We start from the raw sequence: 17,297 nt of genomic DNA, 5'->3' as shown, positions 1-17,297 counted from the left end.
CCCAATCCACCACAGTCGGCTCTACAATTTTTCTGAAGTCGTGGCGGAGAGAGAGTCCTCCGAACAAATGTCCCTTGCCATCTCTCGACGATGCATAACTCCTCCATTTCTGGGTCTTATCAACAAGGCATCATCCCACACTGTTCCTCATTGCGCCCCGACAGCCCACAAAATATTGTGGACGGATCTGTAGACGGGGAGCCCACAAAAATGTCGAAGCTCACGGCAACCGGCGCGGCGGGGTTGGTCCGCAAAGGTGAGGTGAAGGCCCATGCCGACGGCGGGAATCTGTATCTGAAGGTGACCGGCAAAGGCGCAGCAAAGTGGACGTTCCGGTTCATGCGCGACGGTAGAGCTCGGGAGATGGGTCTAGGCGCGTATGACGCTGCAGGCGTCGACGGGCTCACGTTAGCGGAGGCGCGCGATGCAGCGGCTGACGCTCGCAAGTTGCTGAAGAAGGGAGTCGACCCCATCGAGCAGCGGCGCTCGGACGCGGCGGCGAAGGGCGTGGGTCGGGCGGCCGAGCAGACCTTTGAGGCGGTCGCCGAGATGCTCGTATCGAGCCAGGAGTCGGGATGGCGTAACGAGAAGCACCGAGCCCAGTGGCGATCGACCCTTCGCACCTATGCCTATCCCGTGCTCGGGGGCACGTCGATCATCCGCATCGACACAGAAAGCGTGCTGGCGGTCCTCCAGCCGATCTGGACGTCGAAGCCCGAGACGGCAAGCCGCGTCCGTGGCCGCATCGAAGCGGTGCTGTCCTACGCCTCCGTGCGGGGTTGGCGCAGCGGCGAGAATCCCGCCCGCTGGAAGGGTCACCTCGACCACATACTTCCGAAACGATCGAAAATCGCTCGGGTCGAGCATCACGCGGCGCTCCCCTGGCAGGACCTGCCATCCTTTATGTCCGAGTTGAGATCCCGGGCGTCGACGGCCGCTCGGGCGCTCGAGTTCACCATCCTCGCCGCAGCGCGCACCAATGAGGCGCTCGGCGCGAGGTGGTCCGAGATTGATCTCAATGGCCGCGTATGGACTGTGCCTGCGGCTCGAATGAAGGCGGGACGGGAGCACAGGGTGCCACTATCGGAGCCGGCTGTTGCCCTTCTTAAGGGCATGCTCCCCCTCCGGCCTGACACCGGCGACAGCTACGTGTTTCCCGGCCAACGGCGTACCAGTCCCCTTTCGTCCATGTCCATGCTGATGCTCTTGCGCCGGATGGGGCGGGGGCACCTGACGGTTCACGGTTTCCGCAGTACGTTTCGGGACTGGGCTGAGGAGGAGACCAGCACCCCGCATGCTGTCTCCGAAGCCGCGCTCGCACATACGATTGGCAATAAGGCCGAGGCGGCCTATCGGCGTGGGGATCTGTTCAAGAAGCGGGCGGAGTTGATGGAGGCGTGGGCACGCTTCTGCTCGTCAGCATCGCGATAGGAGGTTGACGTGGCGTTGGGCGGAAAACGCGAAGGCGCTGGGCGAAAGCCAAAGCTTTCGCCGATTGCCAGGATCGATGTCGGGGCTCAGGCGGAAGCCGCCATGCAAAAGCATGTGAGGAAACAGGCTTACTCAGAAATGGATGCGCAGCTTGAGAGAGAAGGAGTGGATCTATCGGAGGTCCGAAAAAATCGCAAAATAATCAAATTGAGCCGGCGTAAGCTCAGTACCGGGGAAATGAGCTTAAGCAATTTCAACGAGGCTCTCGACGAGGCTCGACACGTGATTCAGACAGAATATGAGACCGATAAGCCTTTTATTCAGAGGCGATCTTTGAAACGAATCTACGGTGTACGACTGTCCATTTTCGCAGAAGTGGCCGCTAGCGCGAGCCAACGATATGGGATGCAGATTTCAACCCGAATGGTCGAGCGGTGCTGGGAAGAGTACCTCCGCCTGCTCCCCAGGCCTAAGCCCGATGCGGATTGATTTTGGCCCATATTTGAAATGGCCGCATCTCGTCCCCGTGTAGACCTGAATGCACCCCGTCGACTCATTCAAGGAGATCGAGATGCGTTCAGAAGCAGTCGCCGTCCCTTTGTCCAAGGCATCCGCTGTGATCGGCCTTAGCCGAAGCACTCTCTATCGGCTTGCTGCCGACGGCATGATCACTCTCTTGAAAGCCGGCCGTACCACCCTGGTCGAGATGGCCTCTCTCGAGCGTTACCTAGCTCAACTCCCGGCACTTACGCCGCGGGCTCGATAGCACTTCGTCACTGAATTTAGGAAGCGGGCGGCGGTGAAAGCCGCATGCGCCCGGCCGGATCGCGCCCTCAAGATGCAATGTGCTGAAAAATGGCGACCAGAGACATGCCGCCCTTCGAGTTTGCCCGCGTTCGTTCGCGAGACCGCGCAACCAAAGCTTACACCCTCGACGGAGCCGGGCGCTTGCTATCCGACCCGGCCCCAAAGCTAGTCCATGGAGTTGTGGACCGTGTGTCGGTCCATGACGCCAACGAGCTTGCGACCGCCCTGATGAGCGCTGAAGCAAATGACGTCTTCATCCCTGGCCAACTGCTCCGGGATGGTGACCATCTGCCGCTTGGCACGAAAAGGGCGGCTGCACGAGACCCGAGGCTCGTCACCAGAACGCGTCGGGACTTCGGTTATAAGCCCGGGACACCTGCCGTCGCCGTTTTGGATCTCGATGTGAAAGGCTGGCCGAAGGAGCTTCAGGAACGCCTGCCCGACCTCGACGCCATCATCGCCGCAATATCGGAGGTATATCCGGGGTTTAGGTGCGCCGGCTGGGTGGCCAGGGCATCCGCCTCAGCGGGCATCAAAAATGAGGCAACCGGTTCTGAAACCGGCATCTCCGGCTGGCACATCTGGTTCTTCGTACGGGATGGAGCTGACGTCCGTCGTTTTGTTGATGTCCTGCATAAGGGGCTGGTTTGTCGGACCTATGGATTCTGTTTCGTCGCAAAGGACGGAAGCCCTCAAATCCGCACAATCATTGATCGCGTTGCGTCGGGTGCCGGTGAACGGCTGGTCTTCGAAGCAGACGCCGTGCTCAACCATGCCCACCTTGTGCACGGGGATGGCGGGCGCCCTTTGCGCGTGAATCACGGGCTGGCCATTGACACAAGTCAGCTGCAAGATCTCACGCCTGACGAGGAGAACTCCGTCCGGGTCATGAGTGAGCTTTGGACTGAGTGTGCAATGCCTGAGATCAACCAGCGCCGCCTCGCGTCAGGACGGACCCAATTCACTGCTGAAAGCGGTTCGAAGCGCGTTGCTGTCCTGCTCGGCGATTTTGATTCCGTCCTCATCGATGGGGACACCGAAATCCGCTTGGATGACGGGCGCCGCATTCAGGCCTTGGATGTGGTCCTCGAGCCAGCCGCCTACAACGGGGCCACCTGTGCTGACGTCCTCGAACCCGAATACGGGGGTGGTCGTAACAAGGCCATCATTCGCGCCGGCGAGGCAGGAGTTTCAATTTACAGCCACGCCCACGGTGGCCGGCTGTACAGGATCCAGTTGTCGGACGAGCAGATTCGGCGCGGTCTCGAGAGGGCCAGCCATGCTCACTGACATCGCTCTTCATCAAGACGAACGCCTGGTTGGTACAGCTGAGCGTCTCCTGCGATTTCGGGCGCCCGACGTCAACGTGAAATCGACACTAGGATCCGTGGGCTTGACGGTTGCGGACGTGTGGGCGCGAGACTTCGTCCTCTACGACCGGGCTCGCGCCGGTCAGATCGCCGATGAAGCAATCGGATCCGGAAAGCTTGATTCCCGGCTTGCTGATGAGCTGGTCGAGATCCGCGGAAGGCAAGTCATCAAGGCGGTCGACGACGCTGTCGCCAAGATGACTGAGGCGGGCCTACATACCAAGTCAATTGAGGCTCGGCTTCGTCAAGTGTTCCACGACGAACCCTTCGGCCGCCGCCGGTTTCAGGCCATCTTCGGCGACCAAGCCCGGCCGGTTCTCGATGGATCGTGGCTCGTCAAAGAGGTCCTACCAGCTCGCGGATTGGGCATTCTGTACGGGGCACCTGGTTCTGGTAAGTCCTTCTTTGCCCTTGATCTTGCCCTATATATCGCGTCGGGACGGACTACATGGCGGGGCAAAAAGCTTCACACGGTCCGAGTGGCATATGTCTTCGCTGAGGGCGGTATCATGGCCCAGAACCGCGTCTGCGCATGGCGTGAGGAACACGGTCTGATCGGAGACAACTTCGCCATGTACCCCGATTCAATCGAGATTTCACATGAGAACATGAAGAAGGATGTCAGCCTCCTCTGTGATGCTATACGGAATGAGCAAGGTGGTGCCGAGTTGGTCGTGATCGACACGCTCTCCAGGGCCATGTCCGGCCGCGACGAGAATTCCTCGGTGGATATGACCGACTTCATCGCGGGTTGTCAGGAGATCGAGCGGCGGCTCGGCTGTCTCGTACTTGTTGTGCACCATAGCGGGAAAGACAGCACCCGCGGATCTCGCGGCCACTCGAGCTTGCTCGGGGCGGCCGATTTCGAGATGGAAGTCGCCCTGAAAGACCGTGTCCGCGTCGCTCGGCTGACGAAGCTGAAGGAGGGCGATACCGAAGGGGAGTTTGGCTTCACCCTCAAGAAGGTGGTCCTGGGCCTGGACGCGGATGGCGAGCAGGTCACCTCTTGCGTAGTGCAGCCGGTGTCGGAGGCCGACATGGCCATCCTTGTTCCAGAGAAACAACGGACGTTGGCGAGGTGGGAGGCCCCCTTCCAAGAGGCGGTTACCGCAGCGTTGGCCGACCACGGCATGGTCCAGCGAATTCCGGGAACTGGCGATCGGGTTAGAATGGCTCCCCTCGATGTGGTGCGATCGAATTTCGATGAGTGTTTTCGCTCTCATCATGGCGACCCCGAAAAGGCCGGGAACGCGCGTCGAGACGGATGGCGTAAAGCGAGAGATCAACTCCATCGTCTCGGCTTGCGACAGGGAAAGGTCAATGGCGCGCAGTACATCTGGAAAGTGTCCGAGCAGCGGTCCGACCCAGCGGTGGATTTTACCGATCCGGACTGTTCGTAGGCGCGTGGCGTGGCGTGGCGTGGCGGAGCGTGGCGGTGCCACGCTAGGTGTTGCTGGGGGTGCGTGGCAGCGTGGCGTGGCAACCCCACCCTTAGGGTTGCCACGCCACGCTGCCACGCCCGCCACACGTTTTGCGACCATCCTGACCAAAGGACGGTACAAGGCATTCTAGGCTCTGCGACTACTTGGCGTCGCGTCGCCTTTGTGGTATCTAAATACCGCCTGAGATCTGGTTTGTTGCAGGGGGTTCTTTACGTTGCGGAACTCAGCGGGCAGATTTTTACCTGGCAGTTCTGGCAACCCAGGTGGACGGCCGAAAACGCCTGAGGAAGTCAAGGAGATGCTTCAGGCGCTCACGCCGAAGGCGGTCAAAGCGCTCGAGGCCGCGTTGTGCGGGAACGATCCCCGACTCCAGGTGATTGCTGCTGTTGAGATTCTCAATCGTACGTTGGGGCGCCCACACCAGTCCGCCTCAGTTGAAGTGTCTCAGCCATCAATCCATGAGGCCTTCCTCACGGCTCTGAAAAAGGCGAATGAAACGGCAAAATCACAGGACCGCCTAAGGGCGGCGCAACAGGCCAGTGCTGTCCCGTTCCAATCGGCTCAGCAACTCATTGAGCATGGCTCCTCGGAGCCGTAGGGCGGAGTAACAGTCCGCCCCGTTCCGGGGTCACGTGGCTGCGTATACAAGGCTATTTGGAGCTCGCTTGATGTGTGCCCACAAAACCGTCTACTTACCTAGTCTTACTAAGGGGTCCAGTCCCAGCCCCCCCCCCCCGGTCGGGAGAGGCTCCAGGGGGCGTCTTCAGTAAACGTGTTAGCCGCCCAGTCCGGGTGTTCCACAAAAACTCGCGTTTGGGCGAGAAGGCGACTGAGGCATCGTCCGGCACCTAGGCTTGAGAATTCGGGCCCCAGCCCGCTTGTTTAGGCCGCGCGTCGTCCTGCCGATTCCTGAAGCTTGCGTTGCCGAGACCGGTCCCGATGGTCAGCACGGCCCACGAGTCCACATCCTTCAAAACCGGGATCTCGGACCGGGCCTTTAGGACGGCGGCGTTGTGGAGCATGATCGCGGGCTCCGCGCCGACAATGCGGCCGATGCAAGCGGCGATCTCGTGAGACAGGTTAAGGCTGGTGCTCGACCAGTTGCCGGGCAGTTTCTGGGCCCCGCGGTTGATGGAGCCGTCGGGCTCGATCACCCCGGAGGCAGCCCACCCCACGAAGGGCGCGAGTCGGAGATCGTCGGTGTCCGCGCTGGCCGCCAGGTCGGTGCGGATTGCGGAGACCCGACGATCTCGCCGCGCTTCAGCCGGTCGTCGGCTTGGCGCCAGAGATCGGAGGCGAGCACCTCGGCACGGCCCAGGTCTCCGTCGGCGAACCTGACGTTCGTTCGGTCCGTCCGACGGTCGCCAACGCTGCTGGTGGAAGATACGAACACATACGCTGCCCTTCGCGCAGTCGCTGATTGACTGATCCGGCAACCGTAACCGGGTCGGCCGACGCGGGCACCCGGTCCAATGCTGCTACGTAGTCGTGTGCCTCGCACTCCCGGTCGCGCGCGGCGTCTCTTTGGCGTCTCGGCCTTGCGGGTCCAGTTGTGTCCGGTGCACCCTGTGCCCGGAGGGCCCCCATGCGAGCCGACCAACTGGCGCTTTGGCTGGCGACGAATGCCGCCGGATTCGAGACCCTCGACGCGCTTTTTGTCGGCCTTTGCGAGCAATTGCGCACCGAGGACGCAGGCCTGTCGCGCCTGTCCCTGGGGATCGGAGTTCCTCCATCCCGAAATCAGCGGGCGGATGCTCGTCTGGACCGATCACGCCCCCGTCGAGCGTTCCGAAACGGTCCGCGATGAAACCCGGCATATCTCCTGAGCCCGACGCGGGTGGTCGACGAGACCGGGGCCGCGTTCACGTCGGCTCGACGCGCCGACTCCCGACATGCCGTTGCTCGACGACCTTCGGCGCGTTGGGATGACCGACTACTTCATGGTGCCGCTGCCGTTTCTGGACCGGACGCGCACCGCCGTGATGCGCCGCCGCAGGCTTTACGACCGCGGATCTCGACCAAGTACAGAGCCTGATTACGGCCGTAAACCCCCTGGATCGAGCGCTTCGTTCGGCAGCGGCTGACATCGGATCTGCTCGACACATACCTCGGCGTGCGCATCATCGGCGGCCGGATCGAACGCGGCAGCGTGGAGACGAACACGGCTGCAATCTGGTTCGCGGACCTGCGCCGCTTTACGGCTCTCGCCGAGGCGCGCCCGATCGACAAAGTCATCGACGCGCTGGGCCGTTAGTTCTAACTCACCGTAACGGCCATTTCGGCCCATGACGGCGAAGTTCTGATGTTCATCGGGGACGCCGTTCTGGCAATCTTTCCCGTGACACCTACGCGGCCGACCGAGCGTGCCTGCGCAGTGCGATCCACGCCGCCCGCGACCTCGGAGCATTGGTCAACAGGTTGGAGGCTGGAGGTAGCTTCGATTTCGCCCTGGGGCTTCACGTCGGCTACGTTGCGTTCGGCAATGTCGGCGCGCCGCGACGGCTGGACTTCACGGTCGTTAGGCCGGCCGTCAACCGCGCGACTCGGCTGCAGGACCTCGCCAAGAAACTCGGCCACCGGGTCGTGCTCTCCCATGCAATGGCCCGGAACGTCGAAGGCTCTCTCGATCCTCTCGGGGTCCATAGTCTGCGCGGGATCTCAGGGGCAGAGCGCGTCTTCGGCCTCTGATGGCTCTCGCATTGCAGCCCGGTGTGAATCCGGGCGCGAACCCTTCGCTGACGAGTGCGCCGGGCCGTCCCCGGCTTCGAGACAAGTCGGTGCAGACGAGATCGACATGTGTGGTATCGGGCCTCCCAGATCCCACGCGCGCGCGCCGGCCGTCCGCTCTACCACGAATACACGCGTATAAGGCAGGTGGTATGCCCTCCCCCGGGGTGGGGGAGAGGCTTATGGGGCATGTCTCGCTATGTGGACCCACTCCGATGCAAGGCCTTGGCCCCCTGCTGTGCCCCAGGAGAGCAGAGGCCACCCGACCGTCCCACCAGACACGCGCACCCCGCCCTCACTTTGCAAACGGCGCGCATGGTCCCACTAACGAGTGCCTTCCCCAATAGCCTCGGTTGGGTTTGATTCTTCTACTGCTAGCTTGGGCCCGGCATGCAGCCGTTGTGCCACACGTCCTCGTTGTGCGCTTTAAGTATTGCTGGCCCCCGCAACCACAGCTTCGTGTACAGCAACTGCCAGATCGTCGATCCGATAAGGCTTGGGCAGGGTCTTCACCCCCCGGCATTGGCATCGCGGTCTGCCGCCTTTGCATAGCCGATCGTTAGGAAGACTGGAAGCCCGCTCCTCCGTTGGCGCTAGCGCCGCCCGGGCAGGAATCTCTTGTCAGTCCGAGCCAAGGCTGATCTGCTAACGGGCATCCAACCCTCCCGCGGCACGTCCGCTGAATATTTGCTTGGGAGTAGCAAAATGGCGACCTGCCTGTATTGTGGCGATCGCACGACATCGACCTACCGGGTTCCGTACGACTTCCTGCCTCGCAGTCCAGAGAAATCCACAGAGCACGTAGATGCTTCCGCTCTGGTGCCGATCCCTTGTTGTATAGAGTGCAAGGAACTCTTGGAAGAGGTCACGTCATCGTCAATCGAGGGCGCGGCGCGATACCTAGCGTCCTGTTACCGGGGCCTTTACGAGCGACTGCTTTCCGGGGTTGGTTGGGGTGCTGAGGAACTGGAGGAATTGGGCCCGAACTTAAGGTCCACGGTGGAGCTCTCGGTCAAGGGCCAGCGGGAGGTGCAAGCTCGCGTCGAACACTGCGAGAAGGTCGGCCGAGAGGGACCTATCTTAAGCGAGGAATGGCTGGAAGAGGCAGACTACCAGGCTCGTTCGGCAAGAGCCGCAACCAATCCCTAACGTGGCCGTTGGCCAGCACCATTCTCGTCTGGAGCCGGATATCATGTCACTGCCCAACAACGACTGGCGAGCGGCATGTTGAGCGACTCAACGGCGGAGATTGAAGAGGCGCGCCAACTTCGTCGGTATCTCCCCAGGTAGGGGGTAACGGAGAAGAAATATTCTGCAACCTCAACTCCTAGATGCGAAAGGTGCACAAAACGGGATTGAGGTCGATCCGCTAGGTCTGATGCTCGCCGCGCACGGGGACGTTCGGCGTAGCGCAAGAGTCCCCCACTGCTCTCGTCGAGCACAATCTAAGCATTTCGACGCAGTCCACGGGCGGTCCAGCGATGGTACGAACACTAGCATGATTCAGCACTTGCAAGTTGTAATGAGAATGTTAGAAAAGTGAGGAATATCCTCCATCCCTACCCAAATCACGCTTTCCCCAGCGCTGGTTATTGGGCTGGTGGTTTCTGCGACGGGCACGAAGGCCCAGACAGTCGCTTCATAGATCTACGGAAGCAGGGCGGCGCTCTAGGTTGTTCTCGGCGAGTCGTGTCGAAATAGGATAAGAAATGGCTACCCCGGATTTAAGTTCTTACGACCTGGGTGGAAGGTGCTCCTGATGGGAGGGGTTCTCACGGAGAATAACGTGAGAGAGGCCTGGCGCTCGCGTAGCATTAAGCGTGCGGCTACAGCGTTCGCAGTTGCGCGGACAGCCGGTGACCGGCTAGCACTGCTTCGGGATTGGGTGCGCCTTTCTGACAATGTGCTCAATCTGGCTGGTCACGACATTGTTCTGAAAGACGATGAGCGGGCGATGTTGGGACGATTCGGACTGTCGCTTGTCGGTACGACTGTGCGGCTGGATGGACGTCCCGCCGGAGTTCCCCAGGATTTTGCCGAGGCGATGCTGCTCGATAGCGCGCCGCGTCGCCCATACCGAACATCGCCGCCAGACGCGGTGCTGCTGCGCTTGTCGCAGCATCGATTCTATAGATGCGAGACCCAGAAGGCCGGGCTTCGCGCTGTCGCGACCATGCCCGTAGGCGCAACCCTGATGGTGTCGATGCCGACCGGAACGGGCAAAAGCCTCCTTTTTCAGACTGCCCCGTATCTCTGGCCCTCGGAAGGTCGCTCCTGCATCGCGCTGATCACCCCCACCGTTGCGCTTGCGCTCGATCACGAACGCACGCTGAAAGGGATAGCAGGGCTAGAAAATAGTCGTGCGCTGACGGGGCAATTGAATAGCGACGCCCGCCGCGATTTACTTGACGCGTTCCGGCGAGGCGAAATTCCGGTACTCATTCTTTCTCCAGAACTCGCGTTCTCCACCGCGCGAGAGGCATTACTCGATGCGGCGATGGCGCCGGGCAGAAAGGCTCCAGGGGTCGAGGCACATCTTAGCGGTTTCGTTGTCGATGAGGCGCATATCATAGAATCCTGGGGACGGAGCTTTCGCCCCGACTTCCAGCGCTTGCCGGCGCTGGTCGATCAATTGCGCGAACGTAATCCTGCTTTGCGCACCATGCTCTTGTCCGCGACGCTGGGTCCGGCCGCCCGGACGGTGCTGCGCCAGGCCTATCGAGGGGGTCTCTGGCTCGAGGTGCATGCCGGCGTCCCGCGATTCGAGTTTGATCTGGCCGCGACCTATGTTTCCTCACTCGAGGAGCGCGATGAGATGCTCTTGCGTCTGATCGACCATGCGCCGCGTCCGACAATTGTCTACACCAACCAGGTCGAGCACGCGGAGGCGTTGGCTCTGACACTGCGCAAGCGACACTATTCGCGGCTTGCCGTCTTCACGGGGGCGCTCAGCGATACAGGGCTTCGTCAGTCGGTTATTTCGGATTGGGCCGAGGACAAGCTTGATTTGATTGTCGCCACCTCGGCCTTCGGGATGGGGATCGACAAGGCCGACGTGCGAACGATCCTTCATGTAGGCATCCCGGAAAGTCCCGCACGCTATTACCAGGAGATCGGGCGCTCGGGACGCGATGGCCATCAAGGCATTGCTCTAAGCGTCTGGACCCAGCCGCCTCCGGGTGCCGATCCCTTCCGACAAGGGGAGAAAGCGCGGGACGACGAAAGCCAGGCCGCGGCTATGGCGGCGGGCTCATGGTTGTCGGTGAAAAAGGCGCGGTTGCGCTGGCGCAAGATGCGCATTTCCGCGGAGCGGGACTTGGCGGTTGAATGGTCGGGCAATCGGCGACTTGCGCGGTTTGACATTGACGCGGTCCATGAGGAAATCGAGGGTGAGAGCAGCGATTACAATCGGCGCTGGAACATGAGCTTGCTCAACCTGATGCAGCGCGCAGACCTGCTCCGGGTCACACAGGTTGCAACGAATGGCTCGGGGCCCCTGCTTTGGGAAGCTGAAATTCTCGATGACGCACTGTTCGAGGACGAAGCTTCACAGGATGCGATTTGGGCACGTGTCGAAAAGCTTCGCGACGATGAACAGGCCGAAGCCTTAGCGGAATTCCGGTCTTTTCTCGGCGTGATGCGGGGCGCCCCGAACAGCACTGAATGTGTGCTGGCAGGTGTCTATCGTCTCGTTGACCCACTGGGCTTGGCACCCGAGTGCGGGCGATGCCCGCCTTGTCGGCGCAAAGGTCGGCAACCACCGCATGAGATGCATTGCGCAGGCGGCCAGGATATTTGGCCAAGCGCGTTGCGCACGACGCCTATGCTTCCCGCAGGCACTACCTTCGTTGCAAGCGACGACATCGCGGCGGATTTTGATATCGCGATCTCAATTCTCCAACGCCTCGGCATCGAGCAGTTCTTTGTGCCAGACGGCTACGGCAGCGCATGTGCTGCATCGCTGTGCGGCGGTACCGGACTAGGGCTGGTAACCGAGCACCGCGAGTGGTTTGGCTATGCAGCGTTCGACGCGCTTAATTTACCTACTGCGCTGTTCCTGTCGCGCGACGATCAAGTCGGTGTAGGCTTGTGGCAGCGTAGCCGTCGCTTCTTGAGCCGCTATCCTACACAGACATTGGTGATAATCGGTGCGCCCGATTTGCAATTTGATGGCCGTCCACTCGCGGACATCGCGTCGCCGGCGGGCGCTTATGATCTCGCCGTGCTCGCCACCTTTGCTCGCGACGCACTTGAGGAGAGAGGGTAATAATGGCCTTGCTTTCGGCAACTCAGGGTACCCCGGAGCGTCTCTGGGCGATCGCAAGGGTCATAGCCGCGTGTGGGGGGAGCGCGCCTAGGAGCGAACTGCAGCAATGGTTGCGGCCGCGTTGGGATGGCGTCTCTGATACAGCGCACGATGAGAATGACCGTGGTCTGGTTAGTCAGGCTCTGCAGGCGGCGTCTGGTTTGGGGCTGATCGAAAGCAGTCGTGACAGCGTCCGCTTGCTAACCACCGCACTCCCTTCCGACATTGGCGGCTTTTCCGATCTGGTTCACGACCTGCTGCTGGCGCAGGCCCACCAATCCGCGGATGCCGATATTCTCGATGCCTATGCGTGTGTGGTCGTGGAGACGGAGAAGCAGGGAAGTCGGCAGTGGCTGAGCGAGTGGACGGCGGCGCAGATTGCCGATTTGCTGACACGCTCGCTGACACCTCGAGCGGTTGAGACCAGTGCCCAGCGCTACAACTCCACCCGGCATCCAGCCTGGCTGCGCTGGGTAGAATTTATTGGCCTCAATGAGACGCTCTCCTCGCGGACGACGCTGCTGTCGGTCACTGGCAGACTCCGGCGTGCGCTTCGCGCAAGCAACTTGCCGCGAGAACAGGCGATCTCGCCGGTAGCGTTTCTTGGATGGGTGGCCGCCACTTTGCCCTATCTCGATAAGGGCACGCTGTTCCTCGCGGCCGCGAAACGCATGAACTATGTGCCCGGCAACGCAGTGTCGCGCCTGCTAAGCGCGGCGCTTCGCGACTTACACGAAGACGAAGTGATCCGGCTGATTGTTCCTCGCGGTGACGCGCAAGTTGCTGCGAGGTTGGCAGCTGATTCTCTCGCCGAAGTAAAGGCGTTCAACGCTGTCACGTTGAACGGGAGCACGCTCGATGATTGACGCCGTTCCGAACAAGGCATGTTGGACCGCCGACGCTGCAAAAGCGATGTTTCGAGTCGAAGCGCTCGAAGGCAATGAGGCGATCTTTCTTGCCACCCACTCACCAATTCGCGGCTTCACTGTCAGTGGTGGCCGTGCGGACGAGATCAGGACTTTCGACGAACGCGGTGTGCTGGCTGCGATTTCGCCCCCCCATGTCCATCACGCCTTTTGCGTAATCGAAGGGGAGCCCGGTTCGGGCAAGTCGCACCTGATCCGCTGGCTCTATGTCAATTGGCCAAGAAACGGGAAAGATACCCCGCTGCTCCTTCAGCGCTCGGACGGAAGCCTCGAGGGCGCGCTCGCCCAATTGCGTGAGAAACTTCCTAGCGAGTTCAGGGAGTTGTTCGATGGCTTAGGGAACAAGCAAAAAATCGCGGAAGCGGGGCGTGCTCGCACCTTTCACAACAATCTGCTGCAAGCGCTCAAGGGCGATCATTACGAGAAGCCTCCGGTGGATAATGACTGGTGCGAACGCTGGCAGCCCTCGCAACTGCTCAAACCGGATGCTGTCGAAGAGTTGTGGGATGCACCGCGGCGGATCCTTCGGCTGATTTCGGGCAAAGAAGGAGATCGAAATTCAGAATCTGCGCGGTTCAATGTATTCGATGTCTTTGATCTGCACGAATTGGTTAGCCGCGACGACGTCAAGGCGTCGAAGGCGCTGAACCTGCGTGCGGCTTTGATAGGGGAGTCGGTCGAGATTGAAGAGGCGCGGGAGGCGGGATGGGATACGGATCGAGTTGTACGTGAACTTGGGCCCAAAATTCCTCAGCACATCGCGTTTGCCGACGCTCTCAATCGTCGAAAGAATGACGCAATCCAGCATGTCGTTGGGGTCACCTCCGACAGTCTCAAGAAGCTATTCAGAGAAGTCCGGCGGGCGCTGCGGACCCGCGGTGCGCGCCTCGTGCTTCTGCTCGAGGACATTACCAGTTGGGAAGGGCTAGACGACAGCCTGATCGACGTCCTCACCACCAACTCCGACACGCGAAGCGATGACGAGGAGGAGCGTGACCAGTGCGACCTAGTGTCGGTTGTCGGGCTGACCCCCGATTACTACGACACCACTCTTCGGACCAACTATCAGGACCGGATTACCCATAAGATCAGCCTCGGCGAGGGTGAACACGGCATCCAAGACGTCGCCACGATGCGAGATCCCATCGATCGCCAGCGTTTCGTCAGTCGCTACCTCTCAGCGACCCGCGCCGGTCCACTGGCGCTCAACGCGTGGCGCGAAGAGCAAAGGAGCGGATCGGACTATCCGCCGCCCAACCCTTGCCTAGAATGTCCGATGGCAGAGGGCTGTCATGCAGCGTTTGGTCAAATAGACGGGATCGGATTTTTCCCATTTACAGCGCGCGCGCTCGACGGTTTCTTCGAGGCGCTGAATGAGCAGGATCAGCGGCGCACGTGGAAGACACCGCGCGGCGTGATCCAGTCCATACTCAGCCCCAGCTTGCGGCAGCCCGAATTGCTGGACGAGGGCGCTTATCCAGGTCCGAACATCGAGGTGAAAGCATTTGACTCGCGCACCCGCTACGCGCCACTTCCACTTGAGCGATTGCTTCAGGCACATAGTGCGGACCAAACGGAACGCGATCGCCTGAGGCGGACCATTACCTTTTGGGGCGCCTCCGGCGAAATGCAAACGACGATCGAACGCAATGGTCAGATCGCGTTCCACGGAGTGCCTCGCGCCGTATTCGAGGCGTTTCGCTTGCCTTGGCTGGGAGGAGAGCCTGGCGATGCGATCGCCATTCCAGCCGCCGCACCATTCGAAGTTCCAGAACTGCAGACGCCGTCACCGACATCAGGGCGCGAGAATGGCGCTCCGCGCGAACAGTTCATAAGTCCGCCTGCGCCAACGGTTCCGAAACCCCTGCTGACGCCAACGCCTCCTGCCTCGACCAGGCAGTCGCCGACGCAAAAGCCGCCGCATCGGTCCAAGCTTCGGCTCGATCCAACGAATATTACCAAATGGCGCAAAGACGGCGGCAAGCTCCAAAACCCCAATGAGTGGAATGAGGCTCTTTATTTGATCGCCGGCCAGATTGATCCACGCACGCTTGGCTATGACGGATGGATTTGGAACCGCTTAATCCAGCCTTCGACGCTTAAGATCGAGGGCACCGCAACCGCGCGTAAGGATCTGCTGATTTTGCCGGCGGTCACCTGGCTTCAGGAGGGTCTTGAGGCCTTTGCGGAGATGGAGGCCAATCCGGCAGCGCTCCCGGACATTGTCGAATATCGCCAGAGCCGGCTTGCCCGACTGCTCCGACACCTTAAACGCGAAATCTCAAACTATATCGATCGAACGCTCGGCGAGACCGAGCAGGGATCGAGATGGAATCCCGCAGTTGCGGCGGCCCAGATCCTCCTTGTCCGCGCATGGTTGCGCGGCGCGGTGTTACCGACCGCGGCGCCGGTCGAACAATGGTTGGTGCTACTTCGGGATGAAGGCCCAGCTGAAAGCGCGCCCGCCGCACGCACGGCAAAGTGGGGAAGTCTCCTCACTGGGACAAATCAGCAGCATGCCGCTCTGCGCACTTTGCTGCGTGAGAGTCTGAGCCTGCCCCAGGGCCAATCGAAGGACTTCGGCCTGGCGTCTGGAGTCGGGGTCGCGGCGATCTTGACCTTGATCAGGACAATGGAATTCAGCGATGTGCCAGCGGAGATCCTGGCGCAGACCGAAGCCCGCAAGATCATCGAAACGGCAGCCGAGCAACTGGTCAAGGCGCGCGATGTGGTGCCGGTAATGATGAGCGAGGAACAGCGACGTCTCACCGAACGCTCCACGCGATTGCTCGGTCTTCTAAGGGGCCAATCGCTGCGCGCTCATGGTGAGCGGCTCGAAACCGCACTGGGGGCGGGAAGCAAGGCGCTACCCGGCATTGCCGCCGACAAGGTACGCGAGTGGAAGAACGCCTATACGGCAGTGATCTCGTCGCTTGTCGAGAACGCCAATGCGCTTCAGACGACGCTACGGAATTTTGCCAGTATGCGGGATGAGGAAGACCCGTTCAGCGAGCCAGGCGATGAGGAAGAAGATTCCCCGGGAGCAATGCTTGCGGCGCTGGTCAGCGCACCGGCGGCGCTACTCGAGAGCGTTCTGGCCGCGTTTACCGCCGGTGAGACGGCCGTCTCGCTTCTCGGCGACCACGCGGCCGCGACAGTGGCGGAATCGGGTCCGATCGCCGGGCTGGAGACCATTCAAGCGCAAGGTACTGCCTTGATTGCGGGTGCCAAGGAAATCATAGACCTGCTTAGCGCATCGAGGGCGGGATGAGCGCGACAACGGATCCATTACTGCGCCTGGAAGCCGCGCTGCCGCACCTTAAGGGTGCGGTAAACCAGCAGCACCTTGGGAAGGCGTTGAGCGCGGCGGTCACTGCCTGCGCCGACGTGCCGCAACGGCTCGATCGGCTTAAATCTCTGGCCGATACATATGCTCTGCTACCCGACTACCTTGGACTGCGCGGCGCCGATATCAAAGACGCAACCGAGACGATTCTTGATCTTGGTGAGCGGATGGAAAGCGCCACACAGCCCGAGGATCTCGACGCGATCGTACGCGACATTAAACGGCTTGATGCTTCCCTAAACACGCTCCATCGCTCGGCACAGATGCTGACCGACGCATATGCGCGGGATCACGTCGCGCCTCTCGGCGCGCTCGAAAGGCTACTTCGGCGACTCGGCCGCGACCAGGACGCGAACAGTATCGGTCAGTTGCGCACGATAGCATCCAGTCTGCCAACCGCGGGTCGGGCTTTACCCGAGAAGTTGAAGGCGCTTCAAGATGCGCGTCTGGCGCTGACGAGCGACCTCACCCGTCTCGCGAGCGACCCCGAGGTTGACGCCTTCCTTACAGGCTTTGCTACGAAGGGTAACGTCAAGCTGTCGCTTGTCACGAGGAAGGTGCTCGACTGGCTGGGGGATAAGTCGGCGCTCGATCAGTTCATCGTCCAGCCTCTCGATTAGGCATCCGGCGCCGTCATAAAGCGTGTCAGTAGACGCCGACTGACCGAACTCGCCAGCAGCGACTCGGTCATTAGGTCGCTTTCGAGGTGCAGACAGGCGCGGCATCCGTCGACGCATTGACGTGAGGCCAGCCGATAGACCTGGTCCGCCAGGCGCATTTGGGGGCTGAGACTGTCATCGAGATTGGCCGACTCCAAGCCGCGATAGGCCTCGAGCAGTCGGCCCAACTCGCCGGTGCCAGCTTCGTAAGCGCTGTTCTCAGGCCACGGCCTCGGCGGCCGTCCTGCCGAATGCCCACGGCAGCAGTTCGTCGATCCGGCTC

At 61.0% G+C, this 17,297-nt stretch carries 13 protein-coding genes; 11 read left to right on the top strand and 2 right to left on the bottom strand.

Going from position 1 to position 17,297, the window contains the following annotated elements; genetic code table 11:
• Positions 1-210: 210 nt before the first annotated feature.
• From WBG79_RS00065 to WBG79_RS00045, 5 genes are all read left to right on the top strand, one after another.
• Positions 211-1,431 (top strand): tyrosine-type recombinase/integrase, encoded by a 1,221-nt coding sequence (locus WBG79_RS00065; RefSeq protein ID WP_337355065.1) that lies wholly within the window; start codon positions 211-213, stop codon positions 1,429-1,431.
• Positions 1,432-1,440: 9 nt separating this feature from the next.
• Positions 1,441-1,920, top strand: a complete 480-nt coding sequence (locus WBG79_RS00060) for a hypothetical protein (protein WP_337355064.1) — start codon at positions 1,441-1,443, stop codon at positions 1,918-1,920.
• Positions 1,921-2,466: 546 nt separating this feature from the next.
• Positions 2,467-3,528 (top strand): hypothetical protein, encoded by a 1,062-nt coding sequence (locus WBG79_RS00055; protein ID WP_337355063.1) that lies wholly within the window; start codon positions 2,467-2,469, stop codon positions 3,526-3,528.
• Positions 3,518-5,008 (top strand): AAA family ATPase, encoded by a 1,491-nt coding sequence (locus WBG79_RS00050; RefSeq protein WP_337355062.1) that lies wholly within the window; start codon positions 3,518-3,520, stop codon positions 5,006-5,008. The genes WBG79_RS00055 and WBG79_RS00050 overlap by 11 nt, the downstream gene beginning before the upstream one ends.
• Positions 5,009-5,264: 256 nt before the next feature.
• Complete coding sequence (locus WBG79_RS00045) at positions 5,265-5,648, top strand: DUF5681 domain-containing protein (protein WP_337355061.1); 384 nt, start codon at positions 5,265-5,267, stop codon at positions 5,646-5,648.
• 250 nt (positions 5,649-5,898) lie between these two features.
• Here WBG79_RS00045 and WBG79_RS00040 read toward each other — a convergent pair whose 3' ends face one another.
• Entirely contained in the window at positions 5,899-6,204 is a 306-nt protein-coding gene (locus WBG79_RS00040; RefSeq protein ID WP_337355060.1) for a hypothetical protein, read from the bottom strand.
• A 738-nt stretch (positions 6,205-6,942) separates the two neighbouring features.
• Here WBG79_RS00040 and WBG79_RS00035 point away from each other — a divergent pair.
• The 6 genes from WBG79_RS00035 (at position 6,943) to WBG79_RS00010 (ending at position 16,975) form a co-directional block, all read left to right on the top strand.
• Positions 6,943-7,134, top strand: coding sequence for a hypothetical protein (locus WBG79_RS00035; protein ID WP_337355059.1), 192 nt, complete (start codon positions 6,943-6,945; stop codon positions 7,132-7,134).
• A gap of 29 nt (positions 7,135-7,163) precedes the next feature.
• Positions 7,164-7,304, top strand: coding sequence for a hypothetical protein (locus tag WBG79_RS00030; RefSeq protein WP_337355058.1), 141 nt, complete (start codon positions 7,164-7,166; stop codon positions 7,302-7,304).
• A 2,259-nt stretch (positions 7,305-9,563) separates the two neighbouring features.
• Positions 9,564-12,044, top strand: coding sequence for a helicase-related protein (locus WBG79_RS00025; protein WP_337355057.1), 2,481 nt, complete (start codon positions 9,564-9,566; stop codon positions 12,042-12,044).
• 2 nt (positions 12,045-12,046) lie between these two features.
• Positions 12,047-12,949: a hypothetical protein gene (locus WBG79_RS00020; RefSeq protein ID WP_337355056.1), complete on the top strand. Its 903-nt coding sequence runs from the start codon at positions 12,047-12,049 to the stop codon at positions 12,947-12,949.
• Positions 12,942-16,280, top strand: coding sequence for a hypothetical protein (locus WBG79_RS00015; protein WP_337355055.1), 3,339 nt, complete (start codon positions 12,942-12,944; stop codon positions 16,278-16,280). The genes WBG79_RS00020 and WBG79_RS00015 overlap by 8 nt, the downstream gene beginning before the upstream one ends.
• Complete coding sequence (locus WBG79_RS00010) at positions 16,277-16,975, top strand: hypothetical protein (protein WP_337355054.1); 699 nt, start codon at positions 16,277-16,279, stop codon at positions 16,973-16,975. Before WBG79_RS00015 ends, WBG79_RS00010 begins: the two co-directional genes overlap by 4 nt.
• Here WBG79_RS00010 and WBG79_RS00005 read toward each other — a convergent pair.
• Positions 16,972-17,297, bottom strand: a 326-nt coding sequence (locus tag WBG79_RS00005; protein WP_337355053.1) for a hypothetical protein, incomplete at its 5' end; no start/stop codon positions are given. The genes WBG79_RS00010 and WBG79_RS00005 overlap by 4 nt on opposite strands.

It is taken from the genome of Prosthecomicrobium sp. N25, assembly GCF_037203705.1.
GTDB lineage: Bacteria > Pseudomonadota > Alphaproteobacteria > Rhizobiales > Ancalomicrobiaceae > Prosthecodimorpha.
Note: the sequence above shows the minus strand (reverse complement) of the source record. Positions and strands in the feature narration are given on the sequence as shown.

Coding starts and splice junctions, on each gene's coding strand:
- WBG79_RS00065 (WP_337355065.1), top strand. CDS start 211: ATGTCGAAGCTCACGGCAACCGGCGCGGCGGGGTTGGTCCGCAAAGGT.
- WBG79_RS00020 (WP_337355056.1), top strand. CDS start 12,047: ATGGCCTTGCTTTCGGCAACTCAGGGTACCCCGGAGCGTCTCTGGGCG.
- WBG79_RS00055 (WP_337355063.1), top strand. CDS start 2,467: ATGAGCGCTGAAGCAAATGACGTCTTCATCCCTGGCCAACTGCTCCGG.
- WBG79_RS00015 (WP_337355055.1), top strand. CDS start 12,942: ATGATTGACGCCGTTCCGAACAAGGCATGTTGGACCGCCGACGCTGCA.
- WBG79_RS00010 (WP_337355054.1), top strand. CDS start 16,277: ATGAGCGCGACAACGGATCCATTACTGCGCCTGGAAGCCGCGCTGCCG.
- WBG79_RS00035 (WP_337355059.1), top strand. CDS start 6,943: ATGCCGTTGCTCGACGACCTTCGGCGCGTTGGGATGACCGACTACTTC.
- WBG79_RS00050 (WP_337355062.1), top strand. CDS start 3,518: ATGCTCACTGACATCGCTCTTCATCAAGACGAACGCCTGGTTGGTACA.